Source organism: Pseudomonas sp. P1_C12 (assembly GCF_056406435.1).
Genome location: NZ_JBFUAE010000009.1, coordinates 92,368 through 111,924 on the forward strand (window position 1 = coordinate 92,368; position 19,557 = coordinate 111,924).

A 19,557-nucleotide genomic window follows, 5' to 3' on the forward strand; every position below is an offset into this window, starting at 1 on the left:
ATTGAAAATGTCATCCAATGCTTTCAGCACGCAAAAAAAACCCGCTCGGGAAGCGGGCTTTATCTGAACGCCGGGAGTGTCAGCGGGCGTACATGCCCCACCAGAAGACATGCCCCAGGATAACAATCGGCTCCTCCTGGACTTCCTGAAAGGTGTAATCTTCGTCCGGATGCTCATCACGATTGAAGCTGCGCAAGCGAATCCCGGACGGCAGGCGATACAGCTGCTTCACCCGCAATTGACCGTTGTGATTGATTGCATAAAGGTCGCCGTCAACGATATCGCCAATGCCGCACTTGCCGGCATTGACCCCGACCGTGGCGCCGTCGCGCAGTACCGGCAACATGCTGTTGCCCCGTACTGTCACGCATTTTGCCTGGTCGAACTGCACACCGTTATGGCGCAGGCTTCGCTTGCCAAAGCGCAGGCTAGAGCGCTCGCTTTCTTCGATGACGAATCTTCCTGATCCCGCGGCCAATTCAACCTCGCGAAGAAAGGGGACCGACACCTCGTCGTCATCGACAGGGGTATCGTCATCCCACAGACTTATATCCTTGAGTTCCGAATGCACTGGAGCGCGCCCGGCATTTGCGGCAGACGAGACGTCCGCGCGGCCACGCAACTGGTCGGTACTCAAGGAGAAATACTCGGCGATCTTCGAAATATGTTTGTCCGAAGGATCGACGATCTTCCCGCTGAGAATGCGCGAGAGCGTGGATTGAGGCACGCCGGTTCGACGGTGAAGCTCCGTGGGGGAGATCCCGTGCTGATCGAGCAATGCTCTTAATACGGTAGATACGTTGCGTTTTTGCATAACGCGCATAGTGCTTGCTCTTCTCGAAGAAGACAATGCCGATTTGCATAAGTCATGCATATCCAGATTTTAAATGGCAAAGGAAGTCACCCGGCCGTGATGCCTGCGTCGGGTAGACCGCCCATGGTAACCTTGCGCCCATCGCGGAAAAGCCCGGCCGTTGCCCCGCTTTTGCCCCATCTCTTTCAACGAGCTTCCTGACAATCCGATGAATAAAGCCGTCTCCGACCTGTCCTCCCACACCCCGATGATGCAGCAGTACTGGCGCCTGAAAAACCAGCACCCGGACCAGCTGATGTTCTACCGCATGGGCGACTTCTACGAGATCTTCTATGAAGACGCGAAGAAGGCCGCCAAGTTGCTGGACATCACCCTGACGGCCCGCGGGCAGTCGGCTGGCCAGGCGATTCCGATGTGCGGAATTCCTTACCACGCTGCTGAGGGTTACCTGGCAAAACTGGTGAAGCTTGGCGAATCGGTGGTGATCTGCGAGCAGGTCGGCGACCCGGCCACCAGCAAAGGGCCGGTGGAGCGGCAGGTGGTGCGCATCATCACGCCGGGGACGGTGAGTGACGAGGCGCTGCTCGACGAGCGTCGGGACAACCTGATCGCCGCCGTCCTGGGCGATGAGCGCCTGTTCGGCCTGGCGGTGCTGGACATCACCAGCGGCAACTTCAGCGTGCTGGAAATCAAGGGTTGGGAAAACCTGCTGGCAGAACTGGAGCGGGTCAACCCGGTGGAACTGCTGATCCCGGATGACTGGCCCAAGGACTTGCCGGCGGAAAAACGCCGTGGCGTGCGTCGCCGCGCCCCCTGGGATTTCGAGCGCGATTCGGCGCTCAAAAGCCTGTGCCAGCAATTCTCGACCCAGGATCTCAAAGGCTTTGGCTGCGAAAACCTGACCCTGGCCATCGGCGCCGCCGGTTGTCTGCTGGCCTACGCCAAGGAAACCCAGCGCACCGCCCTGCCCCATTTGCGCAGCCTGCGTCATGAGCGCCTGGACGACACCGTGGTGCTCGATGGCGCCAGCCGTCGCAACCTGGAGCTCGACACCAACCTGGCCGGCGGCCGCGACAACACCCTGCAATCGGTGGTGGACCGTTGCCAGACCGCCATGGGCAGTCGACTGCTGACCCGCTGGCTGAATCGCCCGTTACGCGATTTGACGGTGCTGTTGGCGCGTCAGACCTCGATCACTTGCCTGCTCGACGGTTACCGCTTCGAAAGACTGCAACCGCAACTCAAGGAAATCGGTGACATCGAGCGGATTCTTGCGCGGATCGGTCTGCGCAATGCCCGCCCGCGCGACCTCGCCCGTTTGCGTGACGCCCTCGGCGCACTGCCCGAACTGCAAGTGGCAATGACGGAGCTCGAAGCCCCGCACCTCCAGCAACTCGGGACCATCACCAGCACCTACCCGGAACTGGCGGCACTCCTGGAAAAAGCCATCATCGACAACCCGCCCGCAGTCATTCGTGACGGCGGCGTGCTGAAAACCGGCTACGACAGCGAACTCGACGAACTGCAGTCGCTCAGCGAAAACGCCGGGCAATTCCTGATCGACCTCGAGGCACGGGAAAAGGCCCGCACCGGCCTGTCGCACCTGAAGGTCGGTTACAACCGCATCCACGGTTACTTCATCGAGTTGCCAAGCAAGCAGGCAGAATCGGCACCTGCCGACTATATTCGCCGCCAGACGCTCAAAGGTGCCGAGCGCTTCATTACACCGGAACTCAAAGCGTTCGAAGACAAGGCATTGTCGGCCAAGAGCCGTGCCCTGGCCCGCGAGAAGATGCTGTACGAAGCACTCCTCGAAGACCTGATCGCCCAGCTGCCACCCTTGCAGGACACCGCCGGCGCCCTGGCCGAGCTGGACGTGTTGAGCAACCTGGCCGAGCGTGCGCTGAACCTCGACCTGAACTGCCCGCGCTTCGTCAGCGAACCGTGCATGCGCATCAGCCAGGGTCGTCACCCGGTGGTCGAACAAGTGCTGACCACGCCATTCGTGGCCAACGACCTGAGCCTGGACGACAACACCCGCATGCTGGTGATCACCGGTCCGAACATGGGCGGTAAATCCACCTACATGCGTCAGACCGCCTTGATTGTGCTCCTGGCGCATATCGGCAGCTTCGTGCCAGCGGCCAGTTGCGAACTGTCGCTGGTCGACCGCATCTTCACCCGGATCGGCTCTAGCGATGACCTGGCCGGCGGGCGTTCGACCTTCATGGTGGAAATGAGCGAAACCGCGAACATTCTGCACAACGCCACCGAGCGCAGCCTGGTTCTGATGGACGAAGTCGGGCGCGGCACCAGCACCTTCGACGGTCTTTCCCTGGCATGGGCGGCGGCCGAACGCCTGGCGCATCTGCGTGCCTACACGCTGTTCGCCACCCACTACTTTGAACTGACCGTCCTGCCGGAAGCCCAGCCACTGGTGGCCAACGTGCACCTCAATGCCACCGAGCACAATGAACGCATCGTGTTCCTGCACCACGTTCTGCCCGGGCCGGCCAGTCAGAGTTATGGCCTGGCCGTTGCGCAGCTGGCGGGCGTACCGAGTGAAGTCATCACCCGTGCTCGCGAGCACTTGAGCCGCCTGGAAGACACCGCCCTGCCCCATGAAGCACCGGCACCGGCCAAAGGCAAACCGGCGGCACCGCAGCAAAGCGACCTGTTTGCCAGCCTGCCGCATCCGGTGCTGGATGACCTGGCCAAGCTCGACCTGGACGACATGACGCCACGTCGTGCTCTCGAAATGCTCTATACACTTAAGACACGGATCTAACGCAGCGGCTTGCAAGCTGTTAGAATCTCGCGCGGTTTGGGATGCTGCTGGCTAATAGCCTGGCTAGCAGACTATCGCTCCCGAACCTGGCGACCCCTACGAGAAGGGGCGCAGCAAGCCGCACCTGAGGAGAAAATTAGAAATGACCTTCGTCGTCACCGACAACTGCATCAAGTGCAAGTACACCGACTGCGTAGAAGTCTGTCCGGTGGACTGCTTTTACGAAGGCCCGAATTTCCTGGTGATCCACCCGGATGAGTGCATCGATTGCGCGCTGTGCGAACCTGAATGCCCTGCCGTGGCTATCTTCTCCGAAGATGAGGTTCCGGCCGGCATGGAAAACTTCATCGAGCTGAACGCTGAGTTGGCCGATATCTGGCCGAACATCACCGAGAAGAAAGAATCGTTGCCTGATGCAGAAGAGTTTGATCGCGTCATCAAAAAATCTGTTGGCAACAAGCTCAAAGACCTCGAACGCTGATTACCCCCGCGTTCCTGTAAAAGGCCCCAAAAGGGCCTTTTTGCTTTTTTGCAGGCAAAAAAAGGGGCGGTTTGACCCGCCCACATTTTTTCCCTATTCCCTGTGTTCCTTTTCATCGTCCTGATGAATCGCGTCCTGCGATATCCATATCCCTCATCCTTGAAGGCCGTGTCTGTCCGTCGACACAACCTGAATACTAGAGCTTTCCCCTGCGGGATCAATCGCCCCTTGGCGCGAACTCCAACTGTCACACATCATTAATAATAAAAAATAGTTATATAAATCAAAAATATAGAGGAAAATAGCGCTCAACATAGGCGACTGCCAGAGTGTAAAAATAACGAACACTTACGCAAGAGTAAGCCAAGGCTTACAGCACGAAACCAAAATCCCGAGGGGATTCGATCCCCAGACCAGACAATAAAAAACCCCGAGCCGGTCGGGGTTTTTTATGCCATCGCAGTGAGCGCCTTATTGGAACAGCGACTCGCTCGACAGACCATTTTTTTCCAGGATCTCGCGCAGCCGCTTCAAGCCTTCCACCTGAATCTGTCTGACCCGTTCCCGGGTCAGGCCGATCTCCAGGCCCACATCTTCAAGGGTGCTGCTTTCATGACCGCGTAAGCCGAAGCGGCGTACTACCACTTCGCGTTGTTTGTCGGTCAGCTCCGAGAGCCATTGATCGATGCTCTGGGACAGGTCGTCGTCCTGCAACAGTTCGCATGGATCGGTTGGACGGTCGTCAGTCAGGGTATCAAGCAGGGTTTTATCCGAGTCCGGACCCAGCGAGACGTCGACCGAAGAAACCCGTTCGTTAAGGCCGAGCATACGCTTGACCTCTCCCACCGGCTTTTCCAGCAGGTTGGCGATTTCTTCGGGTGAGGGTTCATGGTCGAGTTTTTGCGTCAGCTCCCGCGCGGCCCGCAGGTACACATTCAGCTCTTTGACCACATGGATCGGCAACCGGATGGTCCGGGTCTGATTCATGATTGCGCGTTCGATGGTCTGGCGAATCCACCAGGTCGCGTAGGTCGAGAAGCGGAAACCGCGTTCCGGATCGAACTTCTCCACCGCCCGGATCAAGCCGAGGTTGCCCTCTTCGATCAGGTCCAGCAGCGACAACCCACGATTGACGTAGCGTCGGGCGATTTTCACCACCAGCCGCAGGTTACTTTCAATCATGCGTTTGCGCCCGGCCGGATCGCCACTTTGCGACAGGCGCGCAAAATGAACTTCTTCTTCGGGTGACAGCAGGGGAGAGAAACCAATTTCATTGAGATACAGCTGCGTGGCATCAAGTGCCCGCGTGTAGTCAATGTACTTGTGTTGTTTCAACGATGCGGAGTGTTTGGATTTGGCACGAACGGAAGGTGGAGCCGCCCCTTCATCATTCGACATCGAATCCATATCGATGCTGCTCTCCATCAGGAGAACCTCATCGTCGATGTCAAACTCCGGCACTTCTTTACTGAGAGCCATTGTTATAGTCCTTTGGTGAGTTCGACCTCAAGCTCAAGCGGCGCCTTTCTCCCTGGCAACGCTGGAGCCTGTCCCCTCTACGCGACGGAACAGGCTGGTAAGCGATCAACGACGTGGCAGGAATTGCAGCGGATCTACAGGTTTACCCTGGCGGCGAATCTCAAAATGCAGTTTCACCCGGTCTGTACCCGTTGACCCCATTTCGGCAATTGTCTGTCCAACCTTGACCTGCTGCCCCTCCCGAACCAACAGCCTGCGGTTATGTCCGTAGGCACTGACGTAGGTTTCACTGTGTTTGATGATCACTAATTCGCCGTAGCCCCTTAAGCCACTCCCGGCATACACCACCGTCCCATCAGACGCAGCTAAAACAGGCTGTCCCAAATCTCCGGCGATATCAATTCCTTTATTCAAACTACCGTTTGAAGAGAATTTCCCGATAAGAATGCCATTAGATGGCCATCCCCAGCCGGTCGGGGCTGGTCCGGGAGGGGGCAATGGAGCGGGTGCAGGCTTGTTCGCGACGGACGGTACAACCGTCGTTGTACTGGTGGTCGTACCGTTTGCCGAGCGACGGATGACCGTGGTTTTACTCGACGACGAAGGTGTTGAACTGGACGAACTGACCACCGCCGTCGACGTTGAATCAGTGCGACCATCAAAGCGAATCGTCTGACCCGGATGGATGGTGTAGGGCGCAGGAATGTTATTGCGTGCCGCCAGGGCCTTGTAGTCCCAGCCGTAACGAAAGGCGATGGAGAACAGGGTGTCCTTGGGCCGAACGACGTATTGTCCGGTGGTCACGACCGGTCGCTGTGGCGCGGCATTGTTGCGGTCCACGACACGAACATCGCTGGATTTGTTGCTGGAACAACCGACCAGCAAGGTGCTCAAGACAAGGCCAGTCACCAGGCGCTGAAAGCTCGTTTTACTCATTCGCTGCGCAATGACTGTGAGACTCACCCGCCGCTCCCTCTGTGGTGGCTGAAAATGTGAAATGCCGGAGTCCGGCAATGAACTGTCGCAAGTATAACGGGCCGTGCACGCTTTACCTTTAATGTAGCGAATCGGTGTCGCGCACACGTTTGCTGCCTGACGATGAATCCCGTTTAACCGCACGATGCCGCTGTAAGACAAAGGCAATCGCAGAGAATTCAGCGTGCCGAAACAAATGCTCAGGCCAGTGGCCCATTGAGCAATGGCACGAAGCGTACAGCACCCAGAACATGCCTGGAAAAACCCTGTTCCTCGCGAATGATCAGCATCAATTGCTGGACTTCTCCGGACCCGACAGGGATCACCATTCGGCCTCCCGGTGCCAACTGGTCAAGCAATGCCTGGGGCACATCGGTCGCCACTGCAGTGACGATAATCCCGTTGTACGGCGCCAGTGCCGGCCAGCCCTCCCAGCCATCGCCCCAGCGGAACACCACGTTGCGCAGGTTCAGTTCGACCAGACGTTCCTTCGCACGATCCTGCAAAACCTTGATGCGCTCGACCGAGAACACACGCTCGACGAGTTGCGACAGCACCGCCGTCTGATAACCCGAGCCGGTGCCGATCTCCAGCACCTTGTCGAGGGGACCTGCCTCCAGCAGCAGCTCGCTCATGCGCGCCACCATATATGGCTGGGAGATAGTCTGGTTATTGCCGATCGGCAGCGCTGTGTCTTCATAAGCACGATGCGCCAGCGCTTCGTCGACGAACAGGTGGCGCGGGGTCCGGCGAATGACCTCCAGCACCCTGGCGTTGGAGATACCTTCTTCGTACAGGCGCTGGATGAGCCGCTCCCGGGTTCGCTGGGAGGTCATGCCGATGCCGCGACGCAGCATATCGTCTTGTTCGCGACCCATCAGCGCAGTCCCTCCAGCCAGCCATCCAGACTTCTGAAGGCATCATTGAACGTGCGATCCAGTTGCAGCGGCGTGATCGAAACATAACCCTGCATCACTGCATGGAAATCGGTACCCGGGCCACCGTCTTCGGCATCCCCGGCCGCCGCGATCCAGTAACCGGACTTGCCCCGCGGATCCACCACTTTCATTGGTGCCGCGGCACGGGCGCGATGGCCCAGGCGGGTCAACTGGATACCGCGGATACGGTCCAGCGGCAAATTGGGAATGTTCACGTTCAGTACCGTACGCTGTGGCAGATCCAGGTCAGCATGGGCTTCGACCAGTTTGCGCGCGAAATGGGCAGCTGTGGGAAGGTTGTCTACCTGGCGTGAGACCAGCGAAAAGGCAAACGAAGGGTGTTTCAGGAAACGCCCCTCAAGGGCCGCCGCCACCGTGCCGGAATACAGGACATCGTCCCCCAGGTTCGCGCCCAAGTTGATCCCGGAAACCACCATGTCCGCTTCGCGCTCCAGCAGGCCGTTGAGGCCCAGGTGCACGCAATCGGTGGGTGTGCCGTTGAGGCTGATAAAGCCGTTGGCCAGGGTTTGCGGGTGCAACGGACGGTCGAGCGTCAGCGAACTGCTGGCGCCGCTTTTGTCCTGGTCCGGGGCGATAACCACGCATTCGGTGTAATCCGCCAGCGCAGCATAAAGCGCGGCGAGACCGGGTGCGGTTACCCCATCGTCGTTAGAAATCAGAATACGCATGGGCTGTCCGTCTGCCCCACCGGCACCAGATCAACAAGCTCACGCACCAATACGGTGGCGAAGCATCCGGCCGGCAGGATGAATTCCAGTTGCAGAATGTCAGGCTCGGGATAATGCCACGTCAGCCCGCCAATGGGCAGCCGCAGGATGCGACGTTCGTGGCTCATACCGGCGTTGATCAACCAGTCACGCAAATCCGCTTCGCGTGCGGCGATGGCCTGCTCCAGTTCATGGACAACGCCAGTGGCCGGCGAGTCACCTTCGCCCCACTGCGGACCGGTCGGGTGCAGATCGAGAATCGCCAGGCGCGGGTCGCTGCACTCGGCTTCGCCTGCCGGGAAAAAGCTACGACTGTCGGTGAATGCCAGCAGATCGCCCACCAGGGCACGCTGCCAGGTGCCATCGGCAACACGTGCGGCCAGCACTTGATTGAACAGAAAACTGCGCGCCGTGGAAAGCAGACGCGAGCGCACATTGCGCTGCTCCGGCAAGGCCTTGCGCGCGGCCCAGGCGCGTGCGTCGACGACGTTGCCACCGTCATGGCCGAAACGCTGGGCGCCGAAATAATTGGGGATACCTTGTTTGGCAATCAGTTGCAGTCGCTGTTCAAGAGCAGGCTTGTCACCGGCAAATTGAGTCAGGCGCAACGTAAAACCGTTGGCTGAGTGCGCACCGCGTTGCAGTTTGCGCTTGTGGCGGGCGGTCTTGAGGATCTTCAGCGTATCGTTTTGCGCGGCCGACAGATCGGGGTCGGCCTTGCCCGGCAGTTGCACGCTGAACCACTGGCGAGTCAACGCCTGACGATCCTTGAGCCCGGCATAGCTGACTGTGCGCAATGGCACACCTGCTGCCTTGGCAATCCGCCGTGCCGCTTCTTCTGTGTTCAGACCGCGCTTTTCCACCCAGATCCACAAGTGTTCGCCTTCGCCACTCAGGGGGATGTCGAGGACTTCGTCGACCTGGAAATCTTCCGCGATGGCTTTCAGTACCGCGGTGCCGAGGGGCTCACCATAGGCCCGCGGGCCGAGCAGTTGCAGTTCGTTCATGCGCGCAGCAACAAGGCAACGGAGTGCACGGCAATGCCTTCTTCGCGACCGACAAAGCCGAGCTTTTCGGTGGTGGTAGCTTTCACGTTCACTTGATCCAACTCTACTTGAAGATCCGCGGCAATCAGCGCGCGCATCGATTCGATATGCGGGGCCATTTTCGGCGCCTGGGCGACGATGGTGTTATCGACGTTGCCGACTTTCCAGCCTTTGGCATGGACCAGTGCAACGACATGACGCAACAGCGCACGGCTGTCGGCGCCCTTGAATTGCGGGTCGGTATCCGGGAAATGCTTGCCGATGTCGCCCAGCGCCGCGGCGCCGAGCAAGGCATCGCTCAAGGCGTGCAAGAGGACGTCACCGTCAGAGTGAGCGAGCAGCCCGAAGCTGTGTGCAATGCGCACGCCGCCCAGAGTGATGAAATCGCCTTCAGCGAAACGGTGCACATCATAGCCGTGGCCAATACGCATAAAAAAACGCCCCGATTTTTGTCAGGGCGTGATTCTACCTGCATTAGGCACCTAGAGCATGCGCGTGATGCCGCAAGTGATCGTCAATGAAACTGGCGATGAAGAAATAGCTGTGGTCATAGCCGGGTTGCAGACGCAACCTCAACGCATGACCGGCCAGTTTGGCCGCCTGTTGCAAGGCGTCCGGCTTGAGTTGGTTGGCGAGAAAATCGTCGCGATCGCCTTGGTCGACCAGCAGTGGCAGCTTTTCATCAGCCTCGGCAATCAACGCGCAGGCATCCCATTCGCGCCATTTCGAACGGTCCTCTCCCAGATAGCGGGAGAACGCTTTCTGCCCCCACGGACAATCCATCGGATTGTTGATTGGCGAGAACGCCGACACCGACAGATAGCGCCCCGGATTGCGCAATGCGCAGACCAGCGCACCGTGGCCACCCATGGAATGACCGCTGATGCCGCGTTTGTCGGAAGCAGGGAAATGGGCTTCGACCAAAGTCGGCAATTCCTGCACGACATAGTCATGCATCCGATAGTGGCGCGACCAGGGTTCCTGGGTGGCGTTCAGGTAAAACCCGGCGCCGAGGCCGAAGTCCCAGGCGCCATCCGGATCTCCCGGCACTTCGGGACCGCGAGGGCTGGTGTCCGGCGCGACGATGATCAGCCCCAACTCGGCGGCCATGCGCATGGCGCCGGCCTTTTGCATGAAGTTCTCGTCGGTGCAGGTCAGGCCGGACAACCAGTACAACACCGGCAGCTTGCCACCCTGCTCCGCCTGCGGTGGCAGGTAGACGGCGAACACCATGTCGCAGCCGAGCACTTCGGAGCGATGGCGATAGCGCTTGTGCCAGCCGCCGAAGCTTTTCTGGCAGGAGATGTTTTCCAGGCTCATGGCGGACCTCAGAAATGGATGACGGAGCGGATGCTTTTTCCTTCATGCATCAGGTCAAACGCCTTGTTGATATCTTCCAGGCCCATGGTGTGGGTGATGAAGGTATCCAGCGGAATCTCACCGGTCTCGGCCATTTCCACATAGCTCGGCAACTCGGTACGGCCACGCACGCCACCGAACGCCGAACCGCGCCAGACGCGGCCGGTGACCAACTGGAACGGACGTGTCGAGATTTCCTGACCAGCACCGGCAACACCGATGATGACCGACTCGCCCCAGCCCTTGTGGCAGCACTCCAGCGCCGCGCGCATCAGCTGCACGTTGCCGATGCACTCGAAGGAAAAGTCCACGCCGCCGTCGGTCATGTCGACGATGACTTCCTGGATCGGACGATCGAAGTCTTTCGGGTTTACACAATCGGTAGCGCCCAATTGTTTGGCGATCTCGAACTTGGCCGGGTTGATGTCGATGGCGATGATCCGCCCTGCCTTGGCTTTGACCGCGCCAATCACAGCCGACAGACCGATGCCGCCCAGGCCGAAGATGGCGACGGTGTCACCCGGTTTGACCTTGGCGGTATTGATTACCGCGCCGATGCCAGTGGTGACGCCACAACCCAGCAGGCAGACTTTTTCCAGCGGTGCTTCTTTAGGAATTTTGGCGACGGAGATTTCTGGCAGCACGGTGTATTCGGAAAAAGTCGAGGTGCCCATGTAGTGGAAAATCGTTTCGCCTTTGTAGGAAAAGCGCGAAGTGCCATCCGGCATCAAGCCTTTGCCCTGGGTCGCACGAATCGCCTGGCAGAGGTTGGTTTTGCCCGACAGGCAGAATTTGCACTGACGGCATTCCGGGGTGTACAGCGGGATCACATGGTCGCCCACCGCAACGGAAGTCACGCCCTCGCCGATGGCTTCCACGATCGCCCCACCCTCATGGCCGAGGATCGACGGGAAGATGCCTTCCGGGTCGGCACCGGACAAGGTGTAGGCATCGGTATGGCAGACACCGGAGGCCACCACGCGCAGCAAGACTTCGCCGGCCTTGGGCATGGCAACATCGACTTCAACGATTTCGAGGGGCTTCTTGGCCTCGAAGGCAACGGCGGCGCGCGACTTGATCATGATGGCTCTCCAGTGAATTAAAACGAGACAGGGAGTGTAATACATGGCTCAACGATGAATAATCGATGTAAATGCAAAATATTATTGCCGTACAGGGATAATCATTGATGTCCGAAAATCGCTGGGAAGGGATCGACGAGTTTGTCGCCGTTGCCGAATGCAGCCAGTTCACCGCTGCCGCGCAACGCCTGGGGGTTTCTTCCTCCCATATCAGTCGACAAATCGTACGCCTCGAAGAACGTCTGCAAACCCGTCTGCTCTACCGCAGTACTCGCCGGGTCACGCTGACCGAAGCAGGGCAAACCTTCCTGCAACATTGCCAGCGATTGCAGGACGGCCGCGAAGAGGCCTTGCGCGCGGTGGGCGACCTGACCAGCGAACCCAAGGGCATGCTGCGCATGACCTGCGCCGTGGCTTACGGCGAGCGCTTCATCGTGCCGCTGGTGACCCGCTTCATGGGGCTGTATCCGCAACTGCGCATCGACATCGAACTGACCAATCGTCAGCTTGACCTGGTGCACGAAGGCCTCGATCTGGCGATCCGCCTCGGGCGTTTGCAAGATTCGCGACTGGTCGCCACCCGCCTCGCGCCACGGCGTATGTTTCTCTGCGCATCGCCGTCCTACCTTGAGCGCTACGGTCGCCCGCACAGTCTGTCGGAGCTGAGTCGCCACAACTGCCTAATCGGCAGCTCGGACCTCTGGCAACTGGAGCAGAACGGGAGGGAATTTTCGCAACGAGTGCAAGGAAACTGGCGCTGCAACAGTGGGCAAGCCGTACTCGATGCCGCGCTACAAGGCGTAGGACTGTGTCAGTTGCCGGACTATTACGTGCTGGAGCATTTGAATAGCGGCGCGTTGATTTCGTTGCTGGAAGCGCACCAACCACCGAACACCGCGGTTTGGGCGCTGTATCCACAGCAGCGGCATTTGTCGCCGAAGGTGCGCAAGTTGGTGGATTTTTTGAAGGAGGGATTGGCTGAAAGGCAGGAGTACAGGATTTAAGATCAAAAGATCGCAGCCTGCGGCAGCTCCTACAGGATTTCGGGTGATCCGCAAATGGATGTCGTACCCGATCTCCGTAGGAGCTGCCGCAGGCTGCGATCTTTTAGCGACGATTGGCCCAACGCTGTCTCAACCATTCAAGGTCTTCAGGACGCGTAACCTTGAGGTTATCGGACCGCCCTTCGATCAGTCGCGGTGCCGAACCTGCCCACTCCATCGCCGAAGCTTCGTCAGTGATCACGGCATCGGCCACCAGACTGTCCGCCAAAGCCCGATGCAACGCCCCAAGGCGAAACATCTGCGGCGTATAGGCCTGCCAGATCACGCTGCGATCCACGGTTTCGACCACACGACCGTGCTTGTCGACCCGCTTGAGCGTATCCCGCGCCGGAACCGCCAGCAGTCCGCCGACAGGATCGTCAGCCAGCTCAGCCAGCAATTTGTCCAGATCGTCACGACTGAGGTTCGGCCGTGCGGCATCGTGAACCAGTACCCAATCCTCATCATCAGCGCCTTGCGCATGCAAGTGCAGCAAGGCATTGAGCACCGATCCGGAACGTTCGGAACCGCCCTCGACCCGGGCAATACGCGGATCACTGGCACACGCAAGGTTCGGCCAATAAGGATCGTCAATAGCAACACTGACCACCAGACCTTTCAGGCATGGGTGATCAAGGAAACAGCCAAGGCTGTGTTCGAGAATAGTGCGCCCGCCCAGTTGCAGGTACTGCTTGGGACGGTCCGCGGCCATACGGGCTCCGACGCCCGCGGCAGGAATCACGGCCCAGAAGGCCGGTAACGTCTGGTTCATTGCGCGAGCTGGTAAAGGGTTTCACCGTCCTTGACCATGCCCAACTCATGGCGAGCCCGCTCTTCAACGGTCTCCATGCCCTTTTTCAACTCGCTGACTTCAGCGTCCATCACCCGATTGCGCTCCAGCAACGCCTGGTTCTCAGCTTGCTGATCGGCAATCTGCTGAGTCAACTCGGCTACTTGCGCCAGGCTGCCATTACCCACCCACAGGCGGTACTGCAGGCCAGCCAGCAGCAGGAGCAAGACGAGGAACAACCAATTGGGACTGCGCATCGAATATCAGGTATCCAGTGAAAAAAGACAGCCACACCAAAACATGAAGCTACTGATAGCACGAAGCCTGGAAGAACCAGGCTTGTGCTTGTAAGGCATCAGATTAGTGGCAAAAACGTCGCTGTAGCGATTTTTCCGACACAATCCGCTGTCTTTTTTACGAGTTACCGCTTAACCGCGGAACTCGCTGCGACCGTTGTACTTGGCTTTGCCGTTCAACTGCTCTTCGATACGCAGCAGTTGATTGTACTTGGAAACGCGATCGGAACGGCACAGGGAGCCGGTCTTGATCTGGCCAGCCGAGGTGCCCACGGCCAGGTCGGCAATGGTCGAATCTTCGGTTTCGCCCGAGCGGTGCGAGATCACGGCAGTGTAACCAGCAGCCTTGGCCATCTGGATGGCTTCCAGGGTTTCGGTCAGGGTGCCGATCTGGTTGAACTTGATCAGGATCGAGTTGGCGATCTTTTTGTCGATGCCTTCTTTCAGGATCTTGGTGTTGGTGACGAACAGGTCGTCGCCTACCAGTTGGGTCTTCTCGCCGATCTTGTCGGTGAGGATCTTCCAGCCAGCCCAGTCGGACTCGTCCAGGCCATCTTCGATGGAGATGATCGGGTAACGCTCGGTCAGGCCTTTCAGGTAGTCAGCGAAACCTTCGGCGGTGAACACCTGGCCTTCGCCGGACAGGTTGTACTTGCCGTCTTCGTAGAATTCGCTGGCTGCGCAGTCCAGGGCCAGGGTCACGTCGGTGCCCAGCTTGTAGCCGGCGTTGGCCACGGCTTCGGAGATCACCTTCAAAGCGTCTTCGTTGGAAGCCAGGTTCGGCGCGAAACCACCTTCGTCACCGACGGCAGTGCTCAGGCCACGTGCCTTCAGCACGGCTTTGAGGTGGTGGAAAATCTCGGTGCCCATGCGCAGACCTTCCGAGAAAGACTTGGCGCCAACCGGCTGAACCATGAATTCCTGGATGTCGACGTTGTTATCGGCGTGCTCGCCGCCGTTGATGATGTTCATCATCGGAACCGGCATCGAGTAAACACCCGGGGTGCCGTTCAGGTTGGCGATGTGAGCGTACAGCGGCAGGTCCTGGTCCTGTGCTGCTGCCTTGGCCGCGGCCAGGGAAACGGCGAGGATCGCGTTGGCGCCCAGGGAACCTTTGTTTTCAGTACCGTCGAGCTTGATCATTGCCAGATCGAGCGCTTTCTGGTCGCTTGGGTCCATGCCTTTCAACAGGTCGCGGATCGGACCGTTGATGTTGGCTACGGCCTTGAGGACGCCCTTGCCCAGGTAACGGCTCTTGTCGCCATCACGCAGCTCGAGCGCTTCACGCGAGCCAGTGGAAGCACCGGACGGCGCGCACGCACTGCCGATGATGCCGTTGTCGAGAAGCACGTCCGCTTCCACGGTGGGATTGCCACGGGAGTCGAGAACTTCACGACCTTTGATGTCGACGATTTTAGCCATTGTTGTAAACACTCCAAAGTTGACGAAAACGCTTGGTACCGCTCGAATTATAACTTGTGGGTCATATTGCTTTTTGTAGGAGCCGGCTTGCCGGCGAAGGCGGTCTCAAAATCTCGGCTAGACTTAAGGGCCCTTTCGCTGGTAAGCCAGCTCCTACAGGAGAATTGAGGATTACGCGGTTTCTACCGTCGGAAAACTCTTCACCAGTTCGTCCAGGGCTTTGAGCTGGGCCAGGAATGGCTCCAGTTTGTCCAGGCGCAAGGCGCAAGGACCGTCGCATTTGGCGTTGTCCGGATCCGGGTGGGCCTCCAGGAACAGGCCGGCCAGGGACTGGCTCATGCCGGCCTTCGCCAGGTCGGTGACCTGGGCGCGACGACCGCCGGCGGAATCGGAGCGACCACCAGGCATTTGCAGCGCGTGGGTCACGTCGAAGAACACCGGGTATTCGAACTGCTTCATGATGCCGAAGCCGAGCATGTCGACGACCAGGTTGTTGTAGCCGAAGCTCGAACCACGCTCGCAGAGGATCAACTGATCGTTACCGGCTTCTACGCATTTGTTCAGGATGTGCTTCATTTCCTGGGGGGCGAGGAACTGGGCTTTCTTGATGTTGATCACTGCACCGGTCTTGGCCATCGCGACCACGAGGTCGGTCTGGCGCGACAGGAAGGCTGGCAACTGGATGATGTCGCAGACTTCAGCGACGACCGCGGCCTGATCCGGCTCGTGGACGTCGGTGATGATCGGCACGCCGAAGGCTTGCTTGATGTCCTGGAAGATGCGCATGCCTTCTTCCAGGCCAGGACCACGATAGGAGGTCACAGAAGACCGGTTGGCCTTGTCGAAACTGGCCTTGAACACGTAAGGGATACCGAGCTTTTCGGTGACCTTCACATACTCTTCGCAAACCTGCATTGCCATGTCGCGGCTTTCCAGCACGTTCATGCCGCCGAACAGCACCATGGGCTTGTCGTTGGCAATCTCGATGTCGCCGACGCGGATGATCTTCTGTGCCATCGGGGTTACGCCTTCTTCTGGTGTTGAACCAACGCTGCCTTGACGAAACCGCTGAACAGCGGGTGACCGTCGCGTGGCGTCGAGGTGAACTCTGGGTGGAACTGGCAAGCGACGAACCATGGGTGATCCGGAGCTTCTACCACTTCAACCAGTGCGCCATCACCGGAACGACCGGAGATTTTCAAACCGGCTTCCATGATTTGCGGCAGCAGGTTGTTGTTCACTTCGTAGCGATGACGATGACGCTCGACAATCACGTCCTTGCCGTAGCAACCGTGGACCAGGGAACCCGGCTCCAGCAGGCAATCCTGCGCGCCCAGACGCATGGTGCCGCCCAGATCGGAGGTTTCGGTACGGGTTTCGACGGCACCGGTGGCATCTTCCCACTCGGTGATCAGGCCCACGACCGGATGACCGCTTGCACGATCGAACTCGGTGGAGTTGGCGTCTTTCCAGCCCATCACGTTACGTGCGAACTCGATAACGGCCACTTGCATGCCCAGGCAGATGCCCAGGTACGGAACCTTGTTTTCGCGAGCGTATTGAACGGCAGTGATCTTGCCTTCAACGCCACGCAGACCGAAGCCGCCAGGTACCAGGATTGCATCGACGCCTTCCAGCAGTGCGGTGCCCTGGTTTTCGATGTCTTCAGAGTCGATGTAGCGCAGGTTGACCTTGGTACGATTGCTGATGCCGGCGTGACTCATCGCTTCGATCAGCGACTTGTAGGCGTCCAGCAGTTCCATGTACTTGCCGACCATGGCGATGGTGACTTCGTGCTCAGGGTTGAGCTTGGCGTCGACCACGGCTTCCCACTCGGACAGATCGGCACCGCCGCATTGCAGGCCGAAACGCTCGACGACGAAATCGTCCAGGCCCTGGGAGTGCAGGATGCCCGGGATCTTGTAGATGGTGTCGGCGTCTTCCAGGCCGATCACCGCACGCTCTTCAACGTTGGTGAACTGCGCGATCTTGCGACGCGAGGAAATATCGATCGGGTGATCGGAGCGGCAGACCAGCACGTCTGGTTGCAGGCCGATGGAACGCAGTTCCTTCACCGAGTGCTGGGTTGGCTTGGTCTTGGTTTCGCCGGCAGTGGCGATGTACGGCACCAGTGTCAGGTGCATCAGCATCGCGCGCTTGGCGCCGACTTCGAAACGCAGTTGGCGGATCGCCTCGAGGAACGGTTGCGACTCGATGTCACCCACGGTGCCGCCGATCTCGACCATTGCCACGTCAGCGTCGCCCGCACCCTTGATGATGCGGCGCTTGATTTCGTCGGTGATGTGCGGGATCACCTGGATGGTTGCACCCAGGTAGTCACCACGGCGCTCTTTGCGCAGGACGTGTTCGTAGACACGACCGGTGGTGAAGTTGTTGTTCTGGGTCATGGTCGTGCGGATGAACCGCTCGTAGTGGCCCAGGTCCAGGTCGGTCTCGGCGCCGTCGTGAGTGACGAACACTTCACCGTGCTGGAACGGGCTCATGGTGCCCGGGTCGACGTTGATGTACGGGTCCAGCTTCAGCATGGTGACCTTAAGTCCCCGCGCCTCCAGGATGGCCGCCAATGATGCCGATGCAATGCCTTTCCCCAATGAAGAAACAACACCGCCCGTGACGAATATGTAGCGCGTCATGAAAAACCCTAGAAGTCTGCGTTAAAGCGGTCCGAGCCGCCGGGGAAAGCGAAGGAAGGCCGAAGCCCCCGATCACCTGCATTAATCACAGCGCACCTTTCAAAAAAACCGCCGCGTTGGGACAGACCGGAAAATGAAACACCGGTTCGTTGCTCGCTACACATTTTTTGGAATCGCCCAGCAAAGACTGCTTGGTAATCGGCAACTCCTGCAATTCAGGCGAATCCACAGAAGTTGTATCAAGAAGGGAGCGTAGTCTACCGGAAAGCCCCTTTCAGCTCAAACCTTGATCTTCGTTCAGTGGCTGCCAATGCAAATGCCAGTCGCCGAGCGCACCACCATCGAGCCCCTTGAGGTTCGCTACCGCCAGCAGTTTCCCGTCTTTGTAGAGCAGCGGCAATCTGCCGCGTACGAAGGACGGTACACCGCTTTCATTGAGCAAACGTTTCAGGTCCCGATGGCCGCGGCCTGGCAAAACCATGACCTCTCCCCCTTCACGATAGCGGATCTGTAAGGGGCCATCGGGGATTTGGCCGGTGACACTCAGTACACCGTTATCCGGCAATATCAGCGGTGATACCGGACTTTGCCACGCTCCAGCAGAGGGCGCAGTGCGCAACCAGCAACCGGAGAGCCACCAGATGCGCCCGCCCGCCCGATGCAGTTCGCCATCGGCCAGCTGCCACACCGGACAGGTATCGACGTTGGCGTCGCGCAAATTCTCCCAACCCGACCAATGGTCAGTATCCGGCAAGCGAGTCAGCGGATCGAGCCAATGACTCAAGGCATTGCGCTGCCGGGCAACAGACAATTGCGCAAGCGGCGCCAGTTCAAGGGATCGCAAGCCCAGCCAGGCAAACTCACTGGCAGAGCTGGCCTCACGCAAATCCATGTCCGCCAGTTCTTCGAGCAGCCCCTGCGCTTCAGTCAAATGCGCCGCGCTGCGGGCCATGGTCGCCACCGCTTGTGGCCAGCGCTGGATCAGCACGGGGAAGACTTGATGCCTAAGGTAATTGCGCGAGTACTGCCGATCCTGGTTCGAGGGATCTTCAATCCAGCTCAAGCCATGCGCACTGGCATAAGCCTCCAGTTCAGCCCGCGTGACATCGAGCAATGGCCGCAGCAAATGCCCCTTGCCCAACGGGCGCTGACGCGGCATCCCGGACAATCCGCGCACGCCCGCTCCGCGCAACAGGCGAAACAACAGGGTTTCCGCCTGATCGTCGCGGTGCTGGGCAGTCAGCAGCACTTCACCGGGCCGAGTCACTTCGGTGAACGCGTGATAACGCGCATCCCGGGCTGCACGCTCCAGACTGGCACCGGGCTGCACCTGTACACGAAGGACCTGTAACGGGACGCCCAGCGCAGCGCACACAGAACGACAATGCTCCGGCCACGCATCGGCCACGACTTGAAGGCCGTGATGAACGTGGATGGCGCTCAGCGCCGGCAGGGATTCGGTTTTTGCGAGGTGTGCAAGAAGGTGCAGCAGGACGGTGGAGTCCAGGCCGCCAGAGAAGGCGACGCGCCAGGTTAAAGCGTTGCGCCAAGGCTTCAGATTCAGCAAGAGCCTGGCATGCCAATCAATATCGGAAGGATTCATCAGGATCGATCGCTTCACATAAACCCCCTGTAGGAGCTGCCGCAGGCTGCGATCTTTTG

The 19,557-nt window shown here is 59.0% G+C and carries 18 protein-coding genes; 3 read left to right on the forward strand and 15 right to left on the reverse strand.

Annotated elements, in window-relative coordinates:
• Positions 1 to 79 precede the first annotated feature (79 nt).
• Positions 80 to 814 carry a LexA family transcriptional regulator gene (locus AC1D19_RS17215; protein WP_477753009.1) on the reverse strand — a complete coding sequence of 245 codons (735 nt, stop codon included), beginning with the start codon at positions 812 to 814 and terminating at the stop codon, positions 80 to 82.
• A 208-nt stretch (positions 815 to 1,022) separates the two neighbouring features.
• On the opposite strand from AC1D19_RS17215, the gene mutS reads away from it, so the two are divergent.
• Complete coding sequence (gene mutS, locus AC1D19_RS17220; protein WP_477763872.1) at positions 1,023 to 3,602, forward strand: DNA mismatch repair protein MutS; 2,580 nt, start codon at positions 1,023 to 1,025, stop codon at positions 3,600 to 3,602.
• A 142-nt stretch (positions 3,603 to 3,744) separates the two neighbouring features.
• Complete coding sequence (gene fdxA, locus AC1D19_RS17225) at positions 3,745 to 4,083, forward strand: ferredoxin FdxA (protein WP_477763873.1); 339 nt, start codon at positions 3,745 to 3,747, stop codon at positions 4,081 to 4,083.
• 471 nt (positions 4,084 to 4,554) lie between these two features.
• Here fdxA and rpoS read toward each other — a convergent pair whose 3' ends face one another.
• The 8 genes from rpoS to AC1D19_RS17265 all read right to left on the reverse strand — a co-directional run bounded on the left by rpoS (position 4,555) and on the right by AC1D19_RS17265 (position 11,690).
• On the reverse strand, positions 4,555 to 5,562 hold the full coding sequence (rpoS, locus tag AC1D19_RS17230) for an RNA polymerase sigma factor RpoS (RefSeq protein ID WP_108216679.1): 1,008 nt from the start codon (positions 5,560 to 5,562) through the stop codon (positions 4,555 to 4,557).
• 105 nt (positions 5,563 to 5,667) lie between these two features.
• On the reverse strand, positions 5,668 to 6,525 hold the full coding sequence (locus AC1D19_RS17235) for a peptidoglycan DD-metalloendopeptidase family protein (RefSeq protein WP_477753005.1): 858 nt from the start codon (positions 6,523 to 6,525) through the stop codon (positions 5,668 to 5,670).
• A gap of 212 nt (positions 6,526 to 6,737) precedes the next feature.
• On the reverse strand, positions 6,738 to 7,373 hold the full coding sequence (locus AC1D19_RS17240) for a protein-L-isoaspartate(D-aspartate) O-methyltransferase (RefSeq protein WP_177323574.1): 636 nt from the start codon (positions 7,371 to 7,373) through the stop codon (positions 6,738 to 6,740).
• Positions 7,374 to 7,414: 41 nt separating this feature from the next.
• Complete coding sequence (surE, locus tag AC1D19_RS17245) at positions 7,415 to 8,164, reverse strand: 5'/3'-nucleotidase SurE (protein WP_477763874.1); 750 nt, start codon at positions 8,162 to 8,164, stop codon at positions 7,415 to 7,417.
• On the reverse strand, positions 8,152 to 9,210 hold the full coding sequence (gene truD / locus AC1D19_RS17250) for a tRNA pseudouridine(13) synthase TruD (protein WP_477763875.1): 1,059 nt from the start codon (positions 9,208 to 9,210) through the stop codon (positions 8,152 to 8,154). The genes surE and truD overlap by 13 nt, the downstream gene beginning before the upstream one ends.
• Positions 9,207 to 9,680 (reverse strand): 2-C-methyl-D-erythritol 2,4-cyclodiphosphate synthase, encoded by a 474-nt coding sequence (gene ispF / locus AC1D19_RS17255; protein ID WP_007970721.1) that lies wholly within the window; start codon positions 9,678 to 9,680, stop codon positions 9,207 to 9,209. The genes truD and ispF overlap by 4 nt, the downstream gene beginning before the upstream one ends.
• Positions 9,681 to 9,723: 43 nt before the next feature.
• Positions 9,724 to 10,569: an S-formylglutathione hydrolase gene (gene fghA, locus AC1D19_RS17260; RefSeq protein ID WP_477763876.1), complete on the reverse strand. Its 846-nt coding sequence runs from the start codon at positions 10,567 to 10,569 to the stop codon at positions 9,724 to 9,726.
• Positions 10,570 to 10,577: 8 nt separating this feature from the next.
• On the reverse strand, positions 10,578 to 11,690 hold the full coding sequence (locus AC1D19_RS17265; protein ID WP_477754886.1) for an S-(hydroxymethyl)glutathione dehydrogenase/class III alcohol dehydrogenase: 1,113 nt from the start codon (positions 11,688 to 11,690) through the stop codon (positions 10,578 to 10,580).
• A 107-nt stretch (positions 11,691 to 11,797) separates the two neighbouring features.
• Here AC1D19_RS17265 and AC1D19_RS17270 point away from each other — a divergent pair, with 107 nt between their 5' ends.
• The gene (locus AC1D19_RS17270) at positions 11,798 to 12,694 is read left to right on the forward strand and encodes a LysR family transcriptional regulator (RefSeq protein WP_477763877.1); all 897 of its coding nucleotides are present in this window, start codon (positions 11,798 to 11,800) and stop codon (positions 12,692 to 12,694) included.
• Between the two features lie 103 nt (positions 12,695 to 12,797).
• Here AC1D19_RS17270 and ispD read toward each other — a convergent pair whose 3' ends face one another.
• The 6 genes from ispD to tilS all read right to left on the reverse strand — a co-directional run bounded on the left by ispD (position 12,798) and on the right by tilS (position 19,498).
• Positions 12,798 to 13,505: a 2-C-methyl-D-erythritol 4-phosphate cytidylyltransferase gene (gene ispD, locus AC1D19_RS17275; protein ID WP_477763878.1), complete on the reverse strand. Its 708-nt coding sequence runs from the start codon at positions 13,503 to 13,505 to the stop codon at positions 12,798 to 12,800.
• Entirely contained in the window at positions 13,502 to 13,780 is a 279-nt protein-coding gene (gene ftsB / locus AC1D19_RS17280; RefSeq protein ID WP_007996937.1) for a cell division protein FtsB, read from the reverse strand. The genes ispD and ftsB overlap by 4 nt, the downstream gene beginning before the upstream one ends.
• 171 nt (positions 13,781 to 13,951) lie before the next feature.
• Positions 13,952 to 15,241 (reverse strand): phosphopyruvate hydratase, encoded by a 1,290-nt coding sequence (eno, locus tag AC1D19_RS17285; RefSeq protein WP_056720952.1) that lies wholly within the window; start codon positions 15,239 to 15,241, stop codon positions 13,952 to 13,954.
• Between the two features lie 171 nt (positions 15,242 to 15,412).
• A complete protein-coding gene (gene kdsA / locus AC1D19_RS17290; RefSeq protein ID WP_015093773.1) occupies positions 15,413 to 16,258 on the reverse strand; it encodes a 3-deoxy-8-phosphooctulonate synthase in 846 nt (281 codons plus the stop codon).
• 5 nt (positions 16,259 to 16,263) lie between these two features.
• On the reverse strand, positions 16,264 to 17,895 hold the full coding sequence (locus AC1D19_RS17295; RefSeq protein WP_223458857.1) for a CTP synthase: 1,632 nt from the start codon (positions 17,893 to 17,895) through the stop codon (positions 16,264 to 16,266).
• A gap of 274 nt (positions 17,896 to 18,169) precedes the next feature.
• On the reverse strand, positions 18,170 to 19,498 hold the full coding sequence (gene tilS / locus AC1D19_RS17300; protein ID WP_477763879.1) for a tRNA lysidine(34) synthetase TilS: 1,329 nt from the start codon (positions 19,496 to 19,498) through the stop codon (positions 18,170 to 18,172).
• Positions 19,499 to 19,557: the final 59 nt, after the last annotated feature.

Coding starts and splice junctions, on each gene's coding strand:
- fghA (WP_477763876.1), bottom strand. CDS start 10,569: ATGAGCCTGGAAAACATCTCCTGCCAGAAAAGCTTCGGCGGCTGGCAC.
- ispD (WP_477763878.1), bottom strand. CDS start 13,505: ATGAACCAGACGTTACCGGCCTTCTGGGCCGTGATTCCTGCCGCGGGC.
- AC1D19_RS17270 (WP_477763877.1), top strand. CDS start 11,798: ATGTCCGAAAATCGCTGGGAAGGGATCGACGAGTTTGTCGCCGTTGCC.
- tilS (WP_477763879.1), bottom strand. CDS start 19,498: ATGAATCCTTCCGATATTGATTGGCATGCCAGGCTCTTGCTGAATCTG.
- surE (WP_477763874.1), bottom strand. CDS start 8,164: ATGCGTATTCTGATTTCTAACGACGATGGGGTAACCGCACCCGGTCTC.
- ispF (WP_007970721.1), bottom strand. CDS start 9,680: ATGCGTATTGGCCACGGCTATGATGTGCACCGTTTCGCTGAAGGCGAT.
- kdsA (WP_015093773.1), bottom strand. CDS start 16,258: ATGGCACAGAAGATCATCCGCGTCGGCGACATCGAGATTGCCAACGAC.
- AC1D19_RS17265 (WP_477754886.1), bottom strand. CDS start 11,690: ATGATCAAGTCGCGCGCCGCCGTTGCCTTCGAGGCCAAGAAGCCCCTC.
- AC1D19_RS17240 (WP_177323574.1), bottom strand. CDS start 7,373: ATGACCTCCCAGCGAACCCGGGAGCGGCTCATCCAGCGCCTGTACGAA.
- eno (WP_056720952.1), bottom strand. CDS start 15,241: ATGGCTAAAATCGTCGACATCAAAGGTCGTGAAGTTCTCGACTCCCGT.
- rpoS (WP_108216679.1), bottom strand. CDS start 5,562: ATGGCTCTCAGTAAAGAAGTGCCGGAGTTTGACATCGACGATGAGGTT.
- mutS (WP_477763872.1), top strand. CDS start 1,023: ATGAATAAAGCCGTCTCCGACCTGTCCTCCCACACCCCGATGATGCAG.
- AC1D19_RS17215 (WP_477753009.1), bottom strand. CDS start 814: ATGCAAAAACGCAACGTATCTACCGTATTAAGAGCATTGCTCGATCAG.
- ftsB (WP_007996937.1), bottom strand. CDS start 13,780: ATGCGCAGTCCCAATTGGTTGTTCCTCGTCTTGCTCCTGCTGCTGGCT.
- AC1D19_RS17295 (WP_223458857.1), bottom strand. CDS start 17,895: ATGACGCGCTACATATTCGTCACGGGCGGTGTTGTTTCTTCATTGGGG.
- fdxA (WP_477763873.1), top strand. CDS start 3,745: ATGACCTTCGTCGTCACCGACAACTGCATCAAGTGCAAGTACACCGAC.
- truD (WP_477763875.1), bottom strand. CDS start 9,210: ATGAACGAACTGCAACTGCTCGGCCCGCGGGCCTATGGTGAGCCCCTC.